General features: G+C 69.1%; 18 protein-coding genes. 15 read left to right on the forward strand and 3 right to left on the reverse strand.

The window, feature by feature from the left end; genetic code table 11:
• Positions 1-118: 118 nt before the first annotated feature.
• Both ABZ796_RS17525 and ABZ796_RS17530 read right to left on the reverse strand, forming a co-directional pair.
• Entirely contained in the window at positions 119-868 is a 750-nt protein-coding gene (locus tag ABZ796_RS17525) for a sigma-70 family RNA polymerase sigma factor (RefSeq protein WP_357338518.1), read from the reverse strand.
• Positions 869-1,059: 191 nt separating this feature from the next.
• Positions 1,060-1,959 carry an HAD-IB family hydrolase gene (locus ABZ796_RS17530; protein ID WP_357338519.1) on the reverse strand — a complete coding sequence of 300 codons (900 nt, stop codon included), beginning with the start codon at positions 1,957-1,959 and terminating at the stop codon, positions 1,060-1,062.
• A gap of 57 nt (positions 1,960-2,016) precedes the next feature.
• Here ABZ796_RS17530 and ABZ796_RS17535 point away from each other — a divergent pair, with 57 nt between their 5' ends.
• The 7 genes from ABZ796_RS17535 (at position 2,017) to ABZ796_RS17565 (ending at position 9,083) form a co-directional block, all read left to right on the forward strand.
• Positions 2,017-2,256 carry a glutaredoxin family protein gene (locus tag ABZ796_RS17535; RefSeq protein ID WP_357338520.1) on the forward strand — a complete coding sequence of 80 codons (240 nt, stop codon included), beginning with the start codon at positions 2,017-2,019 and terminating at the stop codon, positions 2,254-2,256.
• Positions 2,257-2,434: 178 nt separating this feature from the next.
• The gene (locus ABZ796_RS17540) at positions 2,435-3,160 is read left to right on the forward strand and encodes a redox-sensing transcriptional repressor Rex (protein ID WP_357338521.1); all 726 of its coding nucleotides are present in this window, start codon (positions 2,435-2,437) and stop codon (positions 3,158-3,160) included.
• A 76-nt stretch (positions 3,161-3,236) separates the two neighbouring features.
• Complete coding sequence (locus tag ABZ796_RS17545; RefSeq protein WP_357338522.1) at positions 3,237-4,532, forward strand: glutamyl-tRNA reductase; 1,296 nt, start codon at positions 3,237-3,239, stop codon at positions 4,530-4,532.
• Positions 4,529-5,542: a hydroxymethylbilane synthase gene (gene hemC / locus ABZ796_RS17550; RefSeq protein ID WP_357338523.1), complete on the forward strand. Its 1,014-nt coding sequence runs from the start codon at positions 4,529-4,531 to the stop codon at positions 5,540-5,542. The genes ABZ796_RS17545 and hemC overlap by 4 nt, the downstream gene beginning before the upstream one ends.
• A complete protein-coding gene (locus ABZ796_RS17555) occupies positions 5,539-7,224 on the forward strand; it encodes a uroporphyrinogen-III synthase (protein WP_357338524.1) in 1,686 nt (561 codons plus the stop codon). Before hemC ends, ABZ796_RS17555 begins: the two co-directional genes overlap by 4 nt.
• 89 nt (positions 7,225-7,313) lie before the next feature.
• Positions 7,314-8,297, forward strand: coding sequence for a porphobilinogen synthase (gene hemB / locus ABZ796_RS17560; protein WP_357338525.1), 984 nt, complete (start codon positions 7,314-7,316; stop codon positions 8,295-8,297).
• A gap of 66 nt (positions 8,298-8,363) precedes the next feature.
• Positions 8,364-9,083, forward strand: a complete 720-nt coding sequence (locus ABZ796_RS17565) for a TetR/AcrR family transcriptional regulator (protein ID WP_357338526.1) — start codon at positions 8,364-8,366, stop codon at positions 9,081-9,083.
• A gap of 199 nt (positions 9,084-9,282) precedes the next feature.
• Here ABZ796_RS17565 and ABZ796_RS17570 read toward each other — a convergent pair whose 3' ends face one another.
• Positions 9,283-10,539, reverse strand: a complete 1,257-nt coding sequence (locus ABZ796_RS17570; protein WP_357338527.1) for a lytic murein transglycosylase — start codon at positions 10,537-10,539, stop codon at positions 9,283-9,285.
• Between the two features lie 277 nt (positions 10,540-10,816).
• Here ABZ796_RS17570 and hemL point away from each other — a divergent pair, with 277 nt between their 5' ends.
• Genes hemL through ABZ796_RS17610 form a run of 8 tightly spaced genes read left to right on the forward strand, consistent with a single transcriptional unit; the run spans position 10,817 to position 17,697 of the window.
• On the forward strand, positions 10,817-12,160 hold the full coding sequence (gene hemL, locus ABZ796_RS17575; RefSeq protein WP_357338528.1) for a glutamate-1-semialdehyde 2,1-aminomutase: 1,344 nt from the start codon (positions 10,817-10,819) through the stop codon (positions 12,158-12,160).
• Between the two features lie 2 nt (positions 12,161-12,162).
• Entirely contained in the window at positions 12,163-12,819 is a 657-nt protein-coding gene (locus ABZ796_RS17580; protein WP_357338530.1) for a histidine phosphatase family protein, read from the forward strand.
• Positions 12,820-12,854: 35 nt separating this feature from the next.
• On the forward strand, positions 12,855-13,421 hold the full coding sequence (locus ABZ796_RS17585; protein WP_357338531.1) for a TlpA disulfide reductase family protein: 567 nt from the start codon (positions 12,855-12,857) through the stop codon (positions 13,419-13,421).
• Positions 13,418-14,176 carry a cytochrome c biogenesis CcdA family protein gene (locus tag ABZ796_RS17590; protein ID WP_357338533.1) on the forward strand — a complete coding sequence of 253 codons (759 nt, stop codon included), beginning with the start codon at positions 13,418-13,420 and terminating at the stop codon, positions 14,174-14,176. The genes ABZ796_RS17585 and ABZ796_RS17590 overlap by 4 nt, the downstream gene beginning before the upstream one ends.
• Positions 14,173-15,759 carry a cytochrome c biogenesis protein ResB gene (locus tag ABZ796_RS17595; RefSeq protein ID WP_357338534.1) on the forward strand — a complete coding sequence of 529 codons (1,587 nt, stop codon included), beginning with the start codon at positions 14,173-14,175 and terminating at the stop codon, positions 15,757-15,759. Before ABZ796_RS17590 ends, ABZ796_RS17595 begins: the two co-directional genes overlap by 4 nt.
• On the forward strand, positions 15,756-16,757 hold the full coding sequence (gene ccsB / locus ABZ796_RS17600; protein WP_357338536.1) for a c-type cytochrome biogenesis protein CcsB: 1,002 nt from the start codon (positions 15,756-15,758) through the stop codon (positions 16,755-16,757). Before ABZ796_RS17595 ends, ccsB begins: the two co-directional genes overlap by 4 nt.
• On the forward strand, positions 16,754-17,062 hold the full coding sequence (locus tag ABZ796_RS17605; RefSeq protein WP_357338537.1) for a DUF4229 domain-containing protein: 309 nt from the start codon (positions 16,754-16,756) through the stop codon (positions 17,060-17,062). Before ccsB ends, ABZ796_RS17605 begins: the two co-directional genes overlap by 4 nt.
• Positions 17,063-17,079: 17 nt before the next feature.
• Entirely contained in the window at positions 17,080-17,697 is a 618-nt protein-coding gene (locus ABZ796_RS17610) for a hypothetical protein (RefSeq protein WP_357338539.1), read from the forward strand.
• The last annotated feature ends 334 nt before the right edge of the window (positions 17,698-18,031 follow it).

Raw genomic sequence — 18,031 nt, forward strand, 5'->3', positions numbered from 1 at the left:
CAGTCAGGGATTCGTCGAAACAGCTGCTCACAAGGTGCAGCCATGTCGGACAACGAGTCGCCCCGGCCGCGGGTTACGGCAACCGGTCGAGCATTCAAGGTGGTGCGGAACACAGTCATCAGCGGATCCCGTCAGGCATCTGCTTGGCGAGATTGCGGATCCCGCGCAGCTGGAGCTGTTTCACGGCTCCGTCGCTGCGCCCGAGGATAGCCGCTGTCTCCGCGATTGACAGCCCTTGGAGGAAACGCATGATGATGCAGTCGCGCTGCTCGTCGGGAAGCTTGGAGAGAGCGCCGAGCAGCATCTCGTTGGTGATCCCGGCCATCACGATCTTCTCGGGCCCGTCCGAGGAGGAGTCGTGCTGGCCCATGTCCTCGGTGGTCATCTCCAGGCGCGTACGTCCCGCCTTGAAGTGGTCCGTGGCCAGGTTGCGGGCGATGGTCATCAGCCAGGCGCCGAAGTCCTTGCCCTGCCAGCGGAAGCCGGTCATCGAGCGGAGCGCCCGGAAGAACGTCTCCGAGGTCAGGTCCTCGGCGACCTGGGTGGAGCGGGTCCGGTAGAAGAGGAAGCGGTAGACCGCACCGTGGTAGTGGTCGTAGAGGAGGCCGAACGCCTCCTTGTCGCCCTTGCGGGCGAGCTCGACCAGCGCGATCAGCCGGGTGCGGTCGGCCTCGCTCTCCTCCGAGGAGGCGGCGAGCCCGGTGTCGTCGTCCGGCTCGTGGTCGGAGTGGGGCGTGGAGTCGTGGGTGCCACCCGAGCCGTGACGCTCGGGCTCGGCGAGCGGGCCGGACGCACCGGCCATACCGGCGTATGCGGGTTCGTAGCCCTCGTTCATCAAGAGCTCGACCGCAGCGCGAAGTGCATCCAAGCGACGATGGACGTCATTGGCGCGGCGCGACATGTGGGTCCCTCCCGAAGACTCCCCCTGAGCGAGCCCAACCTTACGGGTTGCGGCATCCCGATGTCAGGTCCCGAGCCGAAGTTGCCTCGGCGTGTGGTGGCATTTTTCCGACATGACGGCGAATACCCGTCACTGCATGCGGCTCGCCGGCGGCGCGATCACTCCCGCCGTCCGCGCAGCGCGATCGCCACCGCGATCGCTCCCGTGGCCGCGCCACCCAGGGCTGCGGTGACCACGCCGGCCCGGGCTGCCTTGCGCCCGGTGCGGTAGTCACGGATCGGCCAGCCCTTCGCGCGCGCGTGGGCGCGCAGACGCGCGTCCGGGTTGATCGCACACGGATGTCCGACCAGGGAGAGCATCGGCAGGTCGTTGTAGGAGTCGGAGTAGGCCGCACAGCGAGAGAGGTCGAGGTCCTCCCGGGCGGCGATGGCCTTGACCGCCTCCGCCTTGGCCGGCCCGTGCAGCATCTCGCCGACCAGCGCGCCGGTGTAGACGCCGTCCTCGGTGGCCGCCACCGTCCCGAGCGCGCCGGTGAGGCCGAGCCGCCGGGCGATGACCCGCGCGGCCTCGACGGGCGCCGCGGTCACCAGCCACACGCGCTGCCCCTGGTCGATATGGGTCTGCGCCAGGGCGCGGGTGCCGGGCCAGATCCGGTGGGCCATGCCCTCGTCGAAGATCTCCTCCATCAGGCTCTCGACCTCCTCGGCGCGATGGCCGCGGATGAACGACAGCGCCGAGGAGCGCGCCGACTCCATGTGGGCCGGATCCTCGACCCCGGCCACCCGGAAGTAGGCCTGCTTGTACGCAGCCGAGGCGATGTCGCGGGTACGGAAGAACTTGCGCCGATGCAGGCCGCGGGCCAGATGGAAGATCGTCGCGCCCTGCATGATCGTGTTGTCCACGTCGAAGAAGGCTGCCGCCGTCGGGTCTCCGGCCGTCGGATAGAGCCAGGCCTCGATCTCCGCGGCCGCGGCCGATGCCTCGCCGGCGAGAGTCGAGCGGCGTTTGAGGTCTTTTCGCCGCAGCTCGGCGCGGCGGCGGTCGCTGGCGCTGCTCATTTCGCCAACAGTAGTGGTCCGGGGGCCGTCACGGGGCCCAGGTGTCAAGATGGTCGGATGGAACCGCGTGTGACCTTCTACTCCCGTCAGGGCTGCCATCTGTGCGACGAGGCTCGGCTGGTCCTCGAGAAGGTGGTCGGGGACGACTACGCCGAGGTCGACATCGACGCCGACGAGGAACTGCGAGAGCGTTTCACGAACGAGGTGCCCGTGACGTACGTCGACGGGAAGCAGCACGACTTCTGGCGTGTCTCCGAGGAGCGGCTGAGGGCAGCGCTCGCGCGCTCCCCAGAATAACTGTCGATCGGCCCATTACCCCGAACAACCCCCCTATGCCAACTCGGCAAACACGTGTGCTAGCCGACGCTCTGCGAGTTTGTTCTCGCGGTCACAAACTCCGTATGGTGGCGGAGCCGCAGGGCGATCCCGGGCTAAAAAGCCCCCGTCTGTGGCGCCGGCATTGAAAGAGCAGAGCGTGACGGCACGGAGTACGAATACGGGCGAGGGCAGCGGTGCCCAGGACCCCCACCGGGACATTCCCGAGGCGACAGTCGCCCGGCTTCCGGTCTACCTCCGGGCCCTGACCTCGCTCGCCGAGCGCAACATCGTCTCCTGCTCCTCCGAGGAGCTCGCGACGGCCGCCGGAGTCAACTCCGCCAAGCTCCGCAAAGACCTCTCCTACCTGGGCTCCTACGGCACTCGTGGGGTCGGCTACGACGTCGACTACCTGAGCTACCAGATCGCCCGAGAGATCGGCGTGACCCACGACTGGCCGGTCATCATCGTCGGTATCGGAAACCTGGGTCAGGCGCTGGCCAACTTCTCCGGCTTCAGCAGCCGTGGCTTCCGCACCGTCGCGCTCCTGGACGCGGCCGCGCAGATGCAGGGTCGCACGGTCGCCGGGCTCGAGGTCCGGCCGTTCGCCGACCTGGCTGAGATCGTGGCGGCCGAGCAGGTCTCGATCGGGGTCATCTCCGTGCCGGCGACGGCAGCCCAGGACGTCGCCGACGCGATGGTCGCGGCCGGCATCAGCAGCATCCTCAACTTCGCGCCCGCCGTCCTGAACGTGCCGCCCGGTGTCGACGTACGCAAGGTCGATCTCTCGATCGAGCTGCAGATCCTCGCGTATCACGAGTCGCGCAAGGCTGCAGAAGCTGAAGAGGCGGTAGATAATGGTTCCGAGGAAGGGATCACGGCATGAGTGAGCGCCAGCGAAAGACAACGAACCTCAGGCCGGCGAGTCCGTATCCTTGCTCCTCCTCGACGGAGGCGCCGGCATGAGTGTCCTTGTTGTCGGCATCTCCCATAACTCCGCGCCCGTCTCGCTGCTCGAGGCGGCGTCCGTGGACGCCGACGGGCTGCAGAAGCTCCTCACCGACGTGGCTGGTTGTGAGCACGTCAGCGAGGCAGCGGTGATCGCGACCTGCAACCGTCTCGAGATCTACACCGAGGTCGAGCGCTTCCACGGCTCCGTCGAGGAGCTCTCCCGCCGCATCATCGAGGGCGCGGGCCAGACGCTCGAGACGATGCTGCCGCACCTCTACGTCCACTACGACGACGGAGCCGTCTCCCACCTGTTCAAGGTGGCTGCCGGGCTCGACTCGATGGCTGTGGGCGAGGGTCAGATCCTCGGTCAGGCGCGTGCGGCCCTGCAGCTCGGCCAGGAGATGGGCACGGTCGGACCGGCGCTCAACAGCCTGTTCCAGCAGGCGCTGCGGGTCGGCAAGCGCTCGCGCGCGGAGACCGACATCGACCAGGCCGCCCCGTCACTGGTGACCGCGTCGCTGGGCCGTGCCGCTCGAGCCGTGGGTGACGTACGCGGCAAGCGGGTCGCGGTCGTCGGCGCCGGCGCGATGGCTGGGCTGGCCACCGCGACCGTGTCCCGGCTCGGGGCCGCCGACGTCGTCGTGGTCAACCGCACCACGGCCAACGCCGAGCGGCTCGCCAAGGAGTACTCCGCGCGTTCGGCCTCGCTCGACGAGCTCGCCGAGGAGGTCGCGGCCGCCGACATCGTGATCACCTGTGCGGGCGCCAACGGGCTGCTCGTCCCGGCCGACATGGTCGGTGACCGCAGCAGCCGGCCGATCGCGCTGATCGACCTGGCGCTGCCCCACGACATCGACCCCGACGCGGGGTCGCTCCCGGGGGCCACCCTGATCGACCTGGCCGCCCTCGCCGACGAGCTGCACGCCTCGCCCGCCGGCAAGGAGGTGCTCGCGGTCCGCGACATCGTGACCCAGGAGGTCGCGGCGTTCCTGAGCGCTCGTCGCCAGTCCGCGGTGACCCCGACGGTGGTCGCGCTGCGGACCATGGCCACCGGCGTCGTCGCCGCCGAGATGGAACGCCTCGACAACAAGCTGCCCGGCCTCGACGAGGCGACTCGTGCCGAGGTCCTCCGGACCGTACGCCGCGTGGCCGACAAGCTGCTGCACGAGCCGACCGTCCGGGTCAAGGAGCTCGCCAACGAGACCGGCGCGGTGTCCTACGCCGCTGCGCTCGCCGAGCTCTTCGCGCTCGACCCCGAGGCCGTCTCCGCGGTGACCCGGGCCGACGTCCCAGGAGACCACTCATGAGAACCCTTCGCCTCGGCACCCGCCGCTCCCAGCTCGCCGTCACCCAGTCGACCCTCGTCGCGGAGATGCTCCGCGCCCAGGGCCACATCGTCGAGCTGGTCGAGATCGTCTCCGACGGCGACCGCACCCAGGCGGCGAACACCCCGCTGACCAGCGCGAACTCGACCGGCGTCTTCGTCAGCGCCCTGCGCGACGCGCTCCACGCCAAGGAGATCGACCTCGCGGTCCACTCGCTCAAGGACCTGCCGACCTACCCCGAGGACGGCATCGAGCTGGCCGCGATCCTGCCGCGTGAGGACCCGCGCGACGTGATCGTCGCCCGCGACGGCCTGACTCTCGGCGAGCTTCCGCCGGGCTCGCGGGTCGGCACCGGCTCGCCGCGACGCGTCGCCCAGATCAAGGCCCTCGGCCTCGGCCTGGAGCTGGCCGGCATCCGCGGCAACGTGGACACCCGCATCGGCAAGGTCCGCTCGGGCGAGTTCGACGCTGTCGTGCTCGCGCGTGCCGGCCTGGCCCGCATCGACCGGCTCGACGAGGTCACCGAGGTCCTCGACCCGATCCAGGTGCTTCCCGCTCCTGGGCAGGGGGCCCTGGCGGTCGAGTGCCGCGCAGGTGACGCCGATGCCGACGTACGCAAGCTGCTGACCTCCCTCGACGACTCGTCCACCCGAGCGGCTGTCGAGGCGGAACGCGCGGTGCTCGCCACCCTCGAAGGTGGCTGTGCCGCGCCCATCGGGACCCTCGCCGACGTGGTTGAGGGTGAGGAAGGACCAGAGCTCTGGGTGCGGGCAGTGGCGCTCTCACTCGATGGCTCGCTCTCGGTTCGACTCTCCGCATCCGGACCGATCGACGACGCCGCAGGCGTCGGGCGTCGGCTGGCCGAGGAGATGCTCGCCGAGGGTGCAGCAGATCTGACCGACGACCCCACCACTGAACCCGGCCAGGCTGTCATGGACACGGGCGGTTCCCCCCAGACCGCTCCCGAGCAGGACAAGGTGCACAACGCATGACCCGAGCAAAGACCACCGAGCAGACGGCCGAGCTCAGCTCGGCCACCCCACTGGGCTGGGTGTCCTTCGTCGGCAGCGGTCCCGGTGACCCTGAGCTGCTGACGGTACGGGCGATCGACCTGCTGAAGCGGGCCGATGTTGTCGTGACCGAGGCCCCCGAGCACGCTTCGATGGTGCGCGGCGTACTCGGCATTCCCGAGCCGGTCGAGCCGGCCGAGGGTGACGAGGCCCCGGAACCGGTCGGACCCGAGTTCATCGACGGCGGGTTCGGCGTCGACGGCCAGCCCCTGGCCAACGCCGCCCGTGCCAAGGCCGTCGTCAAGCAGGCGAAGCTGGGCAAGCGCGTCGTGCGCCTGATGACCGGCGACCCCTTCCTCTACGCCTCCGGCCCCGAGGAGGCGCAGTCCTGCGCCAAGGCGGGCATCGGCTTCGAGATCGTCCCCGGCGTCTCGTCGGTGTCGGCCGTTCCCGCGTACGCCGGCATCCCGTTGACGACCAAGGACCACCAAGAGGTCGCGGTCGTCACCTGCAACGAGAAGATCGACTGGAGCCAGTACGCCGACAACCGCACTCTGGTTCTCCTCTCCGGTGTCGGCATGATCGGTGACATCGCGAAGGAGCTCGTCGCGGCGGGCCGCCCGGCCAAGACCCCGGTCGCGATCACCCGCGTCGGCACCACGACCGAGCAGTCGACGGTAGAGTCGACGCTGGAGAACATCGCCGTCGACGCTCGTGCCGCACGGATGGCGCCGCCGGCGATCGTGGTGATCGGCAAGGTGGTCAACTTGCGTGAGACGCTCTCGTGGTTCGAGACGAAGCCGCTGTTCGGCTGGCGCGTCCTCGTGCCGCGTACCAAGGAGCAGGCGCCGGCGCTGTCGCTGAAGCTGAAGGGCTTCGGCGCCGTGCCCGAGGAGGTCCCGACGATCTCCGTCGAGCCGCCGCGCAACCCGCAGCAGATGGACAAGGCCGTACGCGGCCTGGTCGAGGGGCGCTACAACTGGATCGCCTTCACCTCGATCAACGCGGTGCGCGCGGTCCGCGAGAAGTTCGACGAGTACGGCCTGGACTGCCGCGCCTTCTCCGGTCTGAAGATCGCCGCGGTCGGCGAGAAGACCGGCCAGGCGCTCGAGGCCTGGGGCCTGCGTCCCGACCTGGTGCCGAACACCGACAACCAGTCGGCCGCCGGCCTGCTCGAGGTGTGGCCGGAGTACGACGAGGATCTCGACCCGATCAACCGGGTCTTCCTCCCGCGCGCCGACATCGCCACCGAGAACCTCATCGCCGGCCTGGTCGACCTCGGCTGGGAGTGCGACGACGTGACCGCCTACCGCACCGTCCGGGCGGCCCCGCCGCCCGCGCCGACCCGCGACGCGATCAAGACGGGCAAGTTCGACGCGGTGGTCTTCACCTCCTCGTCCACGGTCCGCAACCTGGTCGGCATCGCGGGCAAGCCGCACACGTCCACGGTGATCGCGGCGATCGGCCCGGCCACCGCCAAGACCGCCGAGGAGCACGGCCTGCGGGTCGACGTGATGTCGCCCGAGCCGTCGATCGAGGCGCTCACCGAGGCGCTCGCCGCCTTCGGTGCCGCGCGTCGTGCCTCGCTGGTCGAGCAGGGCCTGCCGGTCACCAAGCCGTCCGACCGACGCCCCGCATCGCGCCGCCGTTCGCGCACGAGCTGACCAAATGATTGCCGAGTCGGCTCATCTTGACCTCCTCCGCTTCGCTCCCCGGTCAAGATGAGCCGACTCGGCGTTAGCATGGAGATCTGATGAGCATCGAGAAGCCCGTGATCCGTCCCCGCCGGCTGCGCCGCACGCCGATCATGCGCCGGATGGTCGCGGAGACTGCCGTACGTCCCGCCAACCTGGTCCTGCCCGCGTTCGTGCGCGAGGGGATCGATGAGCCCGTCCCGATCTCGACGATGCCCGGGGTGGTCCAGCACAGCCGCGAGTCGCTGCGCAAGGCGGCGGCCGAGGCAGCGGCGGCCGGCATCGGCGGCATCATGCTGTTCGGCGTCCCGGAGACGAAGGACGCGGTCGGTTCGGGTGCATTGGACCCCGACGGCATCCTCAACGTGGCCATCACCGACGTCGTCGCCGAGGTCGGCGACGCGCTCACCGTGATGAGCGACCTGTGCCTCGACGAGTTCACCGACCACGGCCACTGCGGCGTCCTGGCCGAGGACGGGTCCGTCGACAACGATGCCACCCTCGAGATCTACGCCCAGATGGCGATCGCCCACGCCGAGGCCGGCGTCCACATGGTCGGCCCGTCCGGGATGATGGACGGCCAGGTCGCGGTGATCCGTGACGTCCTCGACGGCGCCGGCCACACCGACGTCTCGATCCTCGCCTACTCCGCGAAGTACGCCTCGGCCTTCTACGGCCCGTTCCGCGAGGCGGTCGACTCCTCGCTCAAGGGTGACCGGCGCACCTACCAGCAGGATCCCGCCAACGCGCTCGAGGGCGTCCGTGAGGCGCTTCTTGACGTGGCCGAGGGTGCCGATATCGTGATGGTCAAGCCCGGGCTCCCGTATCTCGATGTCCTGCAGCGAGTGCGCGAGTCTGTCGATGTTCCGGTGGCTGCCTACAACATCTCAGGTGAGTTCTCGATGTTGGAAGCCGCTGCCGCGAACGGCTGGATCGACCGCGAACCGGCGATCCTGGAGACACTCACCGCCTTCAAGAGGGCGGGCGCGGACGTCATTCTGACCTACTGGGCCACCGAAGCGGCTGGCTGGCTGCGAGGCTGACGTTTTCGCTCGCTCAGCCGATCAGCTCTGTGACGTGGAACATATCCTGAGAGTAGACTCGAGCCTGTGACCAATCGAGAGTTGGGCAGCACAAAGCGCACCGGTCGGCCGCGCAACAGTGGACGCAATTCGGCGAACCCGCGAGAAGAGATCCTCAAAGAGGCGTCCCGCCTCTTCACCGCTCAAGGGGTCGCGGCGACGACGATCAGCCAGATCGCCGAGTGCGTCGGACTGCGCCAGTCCTCAATGTACTACTACTACAAGTCCAAGGAGGAGATCCTCTCCGCCTTGATGGAGAAGAACCGCGAGTCGCTCACGCTCGCGGAGAAGCTTCTCGAGGAGGACGGCCCGGTCGCTCCGCGGCTCTACGCCTTCCTCTACACCGACGTCCGCCAGCTGTGCACCGCGCCGCTCGACTTCTACGAGCTGGAGGTGGCCGCGCTCGCGCAGCCGCAGGTCTTCGCGGGCTTCGAGGAGGACGGCGACAAGCTGCGTGCCGCGGCTGCCCGGCTCCTCGAGCTGGGCGTCGAGAGCAGCGAGCTGCGCCGGACCGACCCGGCGGCGACCGCGCTGATGCTGCTCTCGCTCAACGAAGGCGCCCAGCACCGGCTGTGGCACGGCCGCCGCGACGACGAGAAGGCCTCGACGAGCTCTGCTGCCCTGGCCGAGTCTGTCGCCGACTACCACCTCAGTTCTCTGCTGGCCGACGCGTCCTCCCTGGCTGCGGTCCGCGAGGCCGGCCGCGCCTTCGTCACCGAGTACGAGGACGACCAGCCCGCCGCCTGACGCCGCTCCGTTGGTCGAAGGCCACTTCGTTCAGACCTCGGAGCCGCTAGGCGAAGACGTGTCGAGACCAACTCAGTCCCTTGTCGCGCTCGCTGGGACCGTGTTGGTCTCGACACGCTCGCTGGCGCTCGCGGCTCGACCAGCGAAGGAGACATGCGACGGGCCCCGCCGTGACGGCGGGGCCCTTCGTGGTTCGTGACTACTTGACGAGCCCGAGCAGCCTCAGCAGGCCGGTCAGGATGCCGCCGACAGCATCGGTTGCCTCGGTCAGGGTCTTCCCCTGCAGCTGTGCGACGCAGTCGGTGATCGTGCTCTTCGGGACGGTGCGGGCGAGGACCGAGCCGAGCTGGTCGACCACCGCGTTGGTGCAGATCGTGGTCAGCTCGGAAACGGTCGCGACCACCTTCTCCACCGGCTTGGTCACCGGCTCCAGCGCCTTACCGGGGTCGGTGGTGGGCCCGCCGCCGGCGTCGCCGCCGCCGTTGCCGCCACCGGTGCTACCGCCGGGAGTCTCCCCGGAAGGAGCCTCGCTGGACGGGCTGGAGGGCGACTGCGAGGAGCCGCCGCGCGGGCCGGCCTGCTGGCCGCCTGCGCGGAGCTCGCGGTCCTTCCGCTTCGAAGGCTCGGGAGCCTCCATCCGCGGGATCGCGTAGTCGACCGGGATCGTGCTGTTCGGAATCGAGGTGAAGTCACCGGAGCGATAGGCCTCGGCGACACCGAGCACCGTCGTGACGTACGACTGGCTGTGGTTGTAGCGGAAGACTGCTGCCCGCGCGCCCTGGTCGGTGGAGAGGTCGTCGTCGCCGGAGCAGAGGTAGACGGCGGAGGCGAGGGCGGCGTCGTTGATGTCCTGCGGGTTGCGCTTGCCGTCACCGTCGGCGTCCACGCCGACCATCGCCCAGGTGGAGGGGATGAACTGCATCGGGCCGACCGCGCGGTCGTAGCTGGTGTCGCCGTCGTACTGCCCACCATCGGTGTCGGTGATCTGGGAGACGTTGCCCTTGCCGTTGAGCGGCACCCCGTAGATGCCGGGGGTGGAGACGCCCTCGGCGCTGAGACGGTTGTCGTTGGCGCGTCCGTGGTTGGACTCGACCCGGCCGATCGCGGCGATCAGCGGCCAGTCGATCTTGCAGCCGGCGTCCGCGGCGTTGATGACCGTGGCCGCACGCTGATAGGCGGCGAGCGCGGCAGACGGGATGCCCGCTGCGCTGGCCGTCCCGGGCAGCGACTTGTCGCCCCCGTTGGTCGAGGCTGACACGCTGGCGGGCGCCTCGATGGCCTCCGCCGGGACCGACGTCCCGTCGGGCAGGCTGAACGCGTCGTCGTAACGGGTCCCTGACGCGGTGGCACTCGACTGCGTCAGACCGGTGACGTTGACCGTCCAGGCCGCGCTCAGCAGCGCGAGCGGAACGAGCGCGGTCGCCTTCTGGAGGCGGCTGTAGCGCGTAGCGGACATCGAATCTCCCTCTCAATCCCCAGGGCAGAAAGTCCCGGGTCTTGCTCCCCAAATCGCAACGTTCTCAACGAACCGTCTCACGTCAAAGTTACGCACGTCACGTTTTACTGGCACATTGCGTTCCAGTTAACGAGACGCCGTTGAGACGCAGGTTAATTCGGTTCATGACGACGAACATCGGTTTTCGTACGCATCGGTAACCCGATTCCGTGGTGACGCGCGTGTGGCATGAGGCCCGGAATGGGGATTGCGGCTGGGGTTGATGAAGAATGAGCCGGTGCCTCACGACATCTCACCCCTGTCCGCAGCGGCATCCGAAGCGCTCTTCGCCCGTGCGAAGGCCGTGACGCCGGGCGGCGTGAACTCGCCCGTACGCGCCTTCAACGCTGTGGGCGGGACGCCGCGCTTCATCCGGGAGGCGAAGGGGGCGTGGCTGACCGACGTCGACGGGAACGAGTACGTCGACCTGATCTGCTCCTGGGGCCCGATGCTGCTGGGCCATGCTCATCCGGAGGTCCAGGCCGCGGTCCTGGACGCGGTCGCGCGCGGCACCTCCTACGGTACCCCGACCACGCCGGAGGTCGAGCTCGCCGAGGCGATCGTCGACCGGGCGCCGGTCGAGAAGGTGCGGTTCGTCAGCAGCGGCACCGAGGCGACGATGTCGGCCATCCGGCTGGCACGAGGCTTCACCGGGCGCGACGTGATCCTCAAGTTCGCCGGCAACTACCACGGCCACGTGGACTCCCTCCTCGCCAGCGCCGGCTCCGGCCTGGTCACCCATGCGATCCCCGGCACCCCGGGCGTACCCGAGAGCAGCACCGAGCTCACCGTCGTGCTGCCCTACAACGACCGGGCCGCCGTGACCGCGGCCTTCGAGACCTACCGGGGCCGGGTGGCCTGCCTGATCACCGAGGCCTCGCCTGGCAACATGGGCATCGTGCCTCCGGAGCCCGGCTTCAACGAGTTCCTGGCGACCACCTGCCAGACCAACGGCGCCTTGTTCATCTCGGACGAGGTGATGACCGGTTTCCGGGCCAGCAAGCAGGGGCAGTGGGGCCTGGACGGCAAGAACGAGGGCTGGACGCCCGACCTGGTCACCTTCGGCAAGGTGATGGGTGGCGGGTTCCCGGCGGCGGCCTTCGGCGGCCGCGCCGACGTGATGGGCTCGCTCAGCCCCGACGGGCCGGTCTACCAGGCCGGCACACTGTCGGGGAACCCGGTCGCGACGACCGCGGGCCTGACCACGCTGCGGTTGGCGACCGACGAGGTCTACGACCACATCACCAAGGCCGGCGACGTCGTGAAGGCGGCGATCGAGGAGAGCTTCACCAAGGTCGGTCTGCCGCATGTCATCCAGTCGACCGGCACGATGTTCTCGGTCTTCTTCACCGACAAGCCGGTGCGCGACTTCGACGAGGCCAAGACCACCGACGAGGCGGCGTACAAGGCCTTCTTCCATGCCATGCTCGATCAGGGCGTCTACCTGCCGCCGAGCGCCTACGAGGCCTGGTTCCTCTCCTCCGCCCACGACGAGCGGGCGATCTCCCGGATCATCGAGGCGCTTCCGTACGCCGCCGAGGCCGCTGTGGTCTCGACAGGCTCGACCCCCGAAGGAGCATGAGTATGGAGACGACGGTTCACCTGCTGCGCCATGGTGAGGTCCACAACCCGGAGGGCATCCTCTACGGGCGCAGGCCCGGGTTCAACCTCTCCGAGCTCGGCCTGCGGATGGCCGAGCGCGTCGCCGACCGGATCGGTGGGCAGGACATCACCCACGTCCTCTCCAGCCCGCTCGAGCGCGCCCGGCAGACCGCCGGGCCGCTGGCGAAGGCGCTCGGGGTCGACATCTCGCTCGACGAGCGGGTGCTCGAGTCGGAGAACCTCTTCGTCGGCAAGAGCTTCAAGGACGGCATGGGGCCGCTGAAGGACCCCAAGGTCTGGCCGAAGCTGATCAACCCGCTCAAGCCGTCGTGGGGCGAGCCCTACCTGGAGATCGTGGCCAGGATGATGGCCGCGATCCACGACGCCCGCGATCTGGCGAGGGGCCACGAGGCGGTCATCGTCTCCCACCAGCTGCCGATCTGGACCACCCGGCTCCACATCGAGGGCCGCAGCTTCCTGCACGACCCGCGCCGCCGCCAGTGCGCGCTGTGCTCGCTGACCTCGCTGCACTTCGTCGACGACGAGTTCGTCGCGCTCTCCTACAGCGAGCCGGCCGGCGACATGCTGCCCGCGAAGGACAAGTACGCGCCGTTCTCGGCCGGCGACGCGGAAGATTAACGAGGCTCTCAGGTTTGTCAGGAAGAGTCCTGCGCGTGCGTAAGAAGTTGGGTGGCCTCCTCCTCACCTTGGTGACGGTGGGGCTGCTGGCCGCGTGCGGGCAGACCGGCACGAACGAAGCCGGCTACATCTCCGGTGACGGCCGCACCCGGGAGATCCCGGTCGCCGACCGCGGCGCGCCGGTCGAGCTCACCGGCGAGACTCTCGAGGGCAAGCCGTTCGACCTGGCCGACACCCGGGGCAAAGTCACGGTGCTCAACGTGTGGTGGACCGGCTGCGCGCCGTGCCGCAAGGAGATGCCGATGCTCCAGGCCGCCTATGAGGAGCTGGGTGACGAGGTCGCCTTCGTGGGGCTCAACACCCGCGACGCCTCGGCCGCCCAGGGGCTGGCCTTCGAGCGGCACTACGGCGTCGAGTACCCGTCGGTCTACTCGCCCGACGGTGCCGCCGTCCTCGCGCTGAAGGGCTCGCTGGCGCCGCGCGCCATCCCGGCCACCGCGATCCTCGACACCGAGGGCCGCGTGGCGGCGCTGATCCGCGGCGAGATCCCTTCGGCACGTACGCTCGACGAGCTCATCTCCGCGGCGGGTGAATCCTCGTGACGGACTGGTTCGCGAGCACCGCCGGGAGCGGGTCGCTGATGCTGGCCATCCCGGTCGCGCTGCTGGCCGGGTTCCTCTCCTTCGTCTCGCCGTGCACGCTGCCGATGCTCCCGGGCTACCTCTCCTACGCCACCGGCCTGTCCGGTGCCGACCTCGCTTCCGGTGACGTACGCCGCGGCCGCATGCTTGCCGGGTCGCTGCTGTTCGTCGCCGGGTTCTCCGTGGTCTTCGTGCTGCTCGGCGTGACCGTAGGCGGGATCGCCTACAAGCTGCTCGCCTTCCAGGAGACCGGCACCAAGGTCCTCGGCGTGCTCTCGATCGTCATGGGGGTCGCGTTCATGGGCTTCATCCCGCTGCTGCAGCGTGACCTGAAGTTCCACAAGGTGCCGGCCGTCGGGCTCGCCGCCGCTCCGCTGCTCGGCTTCCTCTTCGGGCTGGCCTGGACGCCGTGCACCGGACCGACGCTCGGTGTCATCACCGGCCTCGCCTGGGACCAGGGCACCGCCGCCCGCGGCGGTCTGCTGCTCGCCGTCTACGCGCTCGGCCTCGGCATCCCGTTCGTCCTCGTCGCGGTGATGTGGCGCAAGGCCACCGTCGCGCTGAGCTGGTTCCGCCGGCACACCCGCGCGATCACGATCGTCGGCGGCGTGCTGATGATCCTGATCGGCGTCGCCATGCTCACCGGCTGGTGGGACAACGGCGTCCAGTGGCTGCAGGTCCAGCTCGTCCAGCGTTGGGAGGGCATCGCACTGTGAGCACCACCTCCGCTCCGGACCAGGAGAAGAACGAAGGCGTACGCCGTCCGGGCGAGCTCAACGCCCGCGAGCTGGCACGCTGGGGCTGGCGTCAGCTGACCTCGATGCGTACGGCACTGATCCTGCTGCTGCTGCTCGCGCTCGCGGCCGTGCCGGGGTCCCTGATCCCGCAGGACGGGGTCGACTCGCTCAAGGCGGACCAGTGGCGCGAGGCGCACACAACGCTGACGCCGATCTACGAGAAGCTCGGGCTCTTCAACGTCTACTCGACGCCGTGGTTCGCGGCGATCTACCTGCTGCTGATGGTCTCGCTGGTCGGCTGCATCATCCCGCGGTGCCTCGTCTACGCGCGGGCCATGCGCGCGGAGCCGCCGGCGACGCCGGCCAAGCTGACCCGGCTGCCCGACTCCACGACGTACGTCACCGACGAGGAGCCCGCCGAGGTGCTCGCCGCGGCCCGGAAGCAGCTCCGCGGCTACCGGATCCGCAAGGACGGTGACGGGGACTCCGTCTCGGCGGAGAAGGGCTACCTGCGCGAGGCCGGCAACCTGATCTTCCACATGTCGCTGATCATCGTGCTGGTCGCGTTCGCGACCGGCAGCCTGTTCGGCTACAAGGGCGGCGTGATCGTGCTGGTGGGGGAGGAGTACGGCTTCGCCAACGAGCTCTCGCAGTACGACGACTTCAAGTCCGGCTCGCTCTTCGCCCCCGAGGACCTCGACGACTTCAGCTTCAAGATCGACGACTTCCACGCCGAGTGGCTGAACACCGGCGCCGGTGCCGGGACCGCGCGCGGGTTCAACTCGAAGATCCGCTACACGGCCGGAACGAGCGACGAGAAGAGCTACGACCTCAGGGTCAACCACCCGCTCACCATCGGCAGCACCGACGTCTTCCTGCTCGCCCACGGCTACGCGCCGGTGATCACGGTGCGCGACGGGAACGGCGACGTCGCCTACTCGGGCCCGACCATCTTCCTCCCGCAGAGCCAGAACCTGCTCTCCTTCGGGGTCGTGAAGGCCCCGTACGCCTCGCCCGAGGAGATCGGCTTCCAGGGGCTGTTCTACCCCTTCGAGGGAACGGTCGACGGCGAGCCGGTCAACCTGATGGGCGATATCGGCGACGGCTCGCACGCGATGCTCTCGCTGCAGGGCTTCCGGGGCGACCTCAACCTCGACGCCGGGCCCCAGTCGGTCTACGCGCTCGACACCTCCAAGGCCAATATGATGTCGCCCGACGAGACCGGCAAGGCGTTCAACCTGCGACTGGGGGAGACGGCCGAGCTCCCCGACGGCCTGGGGTCGGTCTCCTTCGACGACGTCCAGCAGTGGAACCGGGTGCAGATCTCGAAGTCGCCCGGCAAGGAATGGGCCCTCCTCGGCGTCTCCCTCGCCCTCGTGGGGCTGCTCGGGTCCCTCTTCATCCGCTCGCGACGGGTGTGGGTTCGCGCTCGCCGCGTCGATGGGCGCACACTGGTCGAGATCGCCGCCCTCGACCGCTCCGGCGGTGGAGACACCGCTGCCGTCGTCACCGGCCTTGCGGAGACCTTACGAGGCGCGCGAACACAGGAGGAGAACCGATGACTGACCACACCTGGGGCGTTCTCAGCAACCAAGCCATCACGGCCGCCGGCGTCGTCTACTTCCTGGCGCTGCTCTGCGCGCTGGTCGAGTGGTCGGCCTGGCAGTCGCGCGCCAGGGCCGCGGTGGGGGAGAAGGAGCTCGTCGGCGCCGGTGCCCCGGCGGACGAGACCGACGCTCCGGCGGACCCTGCCGATGCCGTACGCGCGCAGCGGGCCGCCCTCTTCGGACGCCTCAGCCTGCTGCTGACGGCGATCGCGGTGGCGTGCCACTTCGTGGCGCTGGTCGGCCGCGGGATGGCCGCGGACCCCAACCGGGTGCCGTGGGGCAACATGTACGAGTTCACGATCTCGGGCTCGTTCGTGGTGGCCGCTGCGTACGTCGCTCTCCACCGGCGGCTGAAGCTGTCCTGGATGGCGCCGTGGGTGCTCGGCTTCACGATCGTGGTGCTCATGCTGGCGGTGGTCGGGCTCTACGAGCCGGTCGCGCCGCTGAGTGAGGCGCTCAACTCCTACTGGCTCGTCATCCACGTCATCGCGGCGATCATCGCGACCGGTGGGTTCACGCTGGGCGGCATCGTCTCGGCGGCGTACCTCCTCAAGGCGCGCTTCCCCGACGCCGCGCTGCTGGCGCGAGTGCCCGATCTCGACAACCTGGACCGGGTCTCCTACCGGATCCACGCCTTCGCGTTCCCGGTGTGGACCTTCGGGGTGCTGATCTCCGGGCCGATCTGGGCCCACGAGGCCTGGGGCTCCTACTGGAACTGGGACCCGAAGGAGGTCTGGGCGTTCATCACCTGGGTCGTCTACGCCGGCTACCTGCACGCCCGCGCGACCGCCGGGTGGAAGGGCAAGAAGGCCGCGATCGTGGCGCTGATCGGGCTGGCCACGCTGTGGTTCAACTTCATCGGCATCAACTACTTCTCCTCGACCTCGCAGCATTCGTACGCTGCGCCCGCGGCCCCGGCGGTTGTCGAGCTCACTGAGGGAGCCTCACGATGAAAGAGTTCTGGATCTACACCGGCCTGCGACTGCTGTCGCTGGTCGCGACCTTCGGCATCGTGGCGGGCGTCTGGTCGCTCGTCGCCGGGGAGGTCGACATCTTCTTCGCAGTGATCGTGGCGTTCGTGATCAGCGGCGTACTCTCCTTCTTCGTCCTCGACCCGCAGCGGCGGGCCTTCGCCGAGAAGGTCGAGGCCCGGGCGGCGAAGGCGGTCGAGGCCACCCGTGCCAAGGAGGACGCGGAGATCGACTCCGAGGCCGACAGCCCCTCGAACGGCGAAGGCGATAGCCACAAGGTGTCCTGACCTGTTAGACAACGGTCATGTCGATCGTTCACAAGGCCACGCTCACCCCGACGAAGAACGAGATCTTCGGCGCCTGGCTCGCCACCCAGACCTGGTCGCCGGGTGAACTGGTGGGCACGATCGGCTCCTACCGGTTCGACGACCCGGCCGGGAAGGTCGGGATCGAGTGTGTGCTCCTCGAGGTGGGGGACTCCGTCGTCCATCTCCCGGTCTCCTACCGCGAGGCGCCCCTCGACGGCGCCGATGACTTCTTGATGGCGACCACCGAGCACTCGGCGCTGGGAACCCGTTACGTCTACGACGCCTGCGCCGACGCGGTGGCCGTCCGGGCCCTGCTGACGGCCGCGCTCACCGGCGCGACCCAGGAGCCGATGGACGTCTACGACCAGGGCCGTCTGGTGGATCGCCGCGACACCGTCGTCACCGCGACCGGGACGGGCTCCTCGACCGTCGGGGTGCCTCACTTCGACGGTGTCACGATCCGCGCCCACGGCGCCGAGTCGCGCGTCGACGTGGGTGGCTTCACCGTCGCCGTGAAGCGCGTCGTCGACGGCTCCGACGCCGATGGCACGGAGTCGATCCAGGTCACCTGGCCGGGCGGGTCCGGGGCGCTGGTCGGCGTACGCCACCGCTGACCCCCGCACGCCGAGTCGGCTCATCCTGACCAGATCCCCCGCCGAGTCGGCGCGTCATAACGCGCCGACTCGGCGGGGTTTCGAGAGGTCTTGGGGCTTGTCTGTGAAACCCCTGTGTGAGCGCTGATGATCAACGCGCCCTCCCGTAAGTCACGAGTCGGAAACATCCTCGTCCTGCACTTGACGCATTCGGACATGAAGGGGCAGCCTGTCCCAATGTGAGCGTTCACATCTGTGATCTGACTCACCTGGGAACCGGCCCGTGCGCCGGTCTCCAGCACCCCCGACAGCGGCGCGTAGGCCTACCGACGTGGCCGTAGATGAAATGGAGCAG

This window comes from Nocardioides sp. NPDC047086 (assembly GCF_040643685.1).
Taxonomy (GTDB): domain Bacteria; phylum Actinomycetota; class Actinomycetes; order Propionibacteriales; family Nocardioidaceae; genus Nocardioides.

Coding starts and splice junctions, on each gene's coding strand:
- hemC (WP_357338523.1), top strand. CDS start 4,529: ATGAGAACCCTTCGCCTCGGCACCCGCCGCTCCCAGCTCGCCGTCACC.
- hemB (WP_357338525.1), top strand. CDS start 7,314: ATGAGCATCGAGAAGCCCGTGATCCGTCCCCGCCGGCTGCGCCGCACG.
- ccsB (WP_357338536.1), top strand. CDS start 15,756: ATGACTGACCACACCTGGGGCGTTCTCAGCAACCAAGCCATCACGGCC.
- ABZ796_RS17545 (WP_357338522.1), top strand. CDS start 3,237: ATGAGTGTCCTTGTTGTCGGCATCTCCCATAACTCCGCGCCCGTCTCG.
- ABZ796_RS17610 (WP_357338539.1), top strand. CDS start 17,080: ATGTCGATCGTTCACAAGGCCACGCTCACCCCGACGAAGAACGAGATC.
- ABZ796_RS17605 (WP_357338537.1), top strand. CDS start 16,754: ATGAAAGAGTTCTGGATCTACACCGGCCTGCGACTGCTGTCGCTGGTC.
- ABZ796_RS17530 (WP_357338519.1), bottom strand. CDS start 1,959: ATGAGCAGCGCCAGCGACCGCCGCCGCGCCGAGCTGCGGCGAAAAGAC.
- ABZ796_RS17570 (WP_357338527.1), bottom strand. CDS start 10,539: ATGTCCGCTACGCGCTACAGCCGCCTCCAGAAGGCGACCGCGCTCGTT.
- ABZ796_RS17580 (WP_357338530.1), top strand. CDS start 12,163: ATGGAGACGACGGTTCACCTGCTGCGCCATGGTGAGGTCCACAACCCG.
- ABZ796_RS17555 (WP_357338524.1), top strand. CDS start 5,539: ATGACCCGAGCAAAGACCACCGAGCAGACGGCCGAGCTCAGCTCGGCC.
- ABZ796_RS17535 (WP_357338520.1), top strand. CDS start 2,017: ATGGAACCGCGTGTGACCTTCTACTCCCGTCAGGGCTGCCATCTGTGC.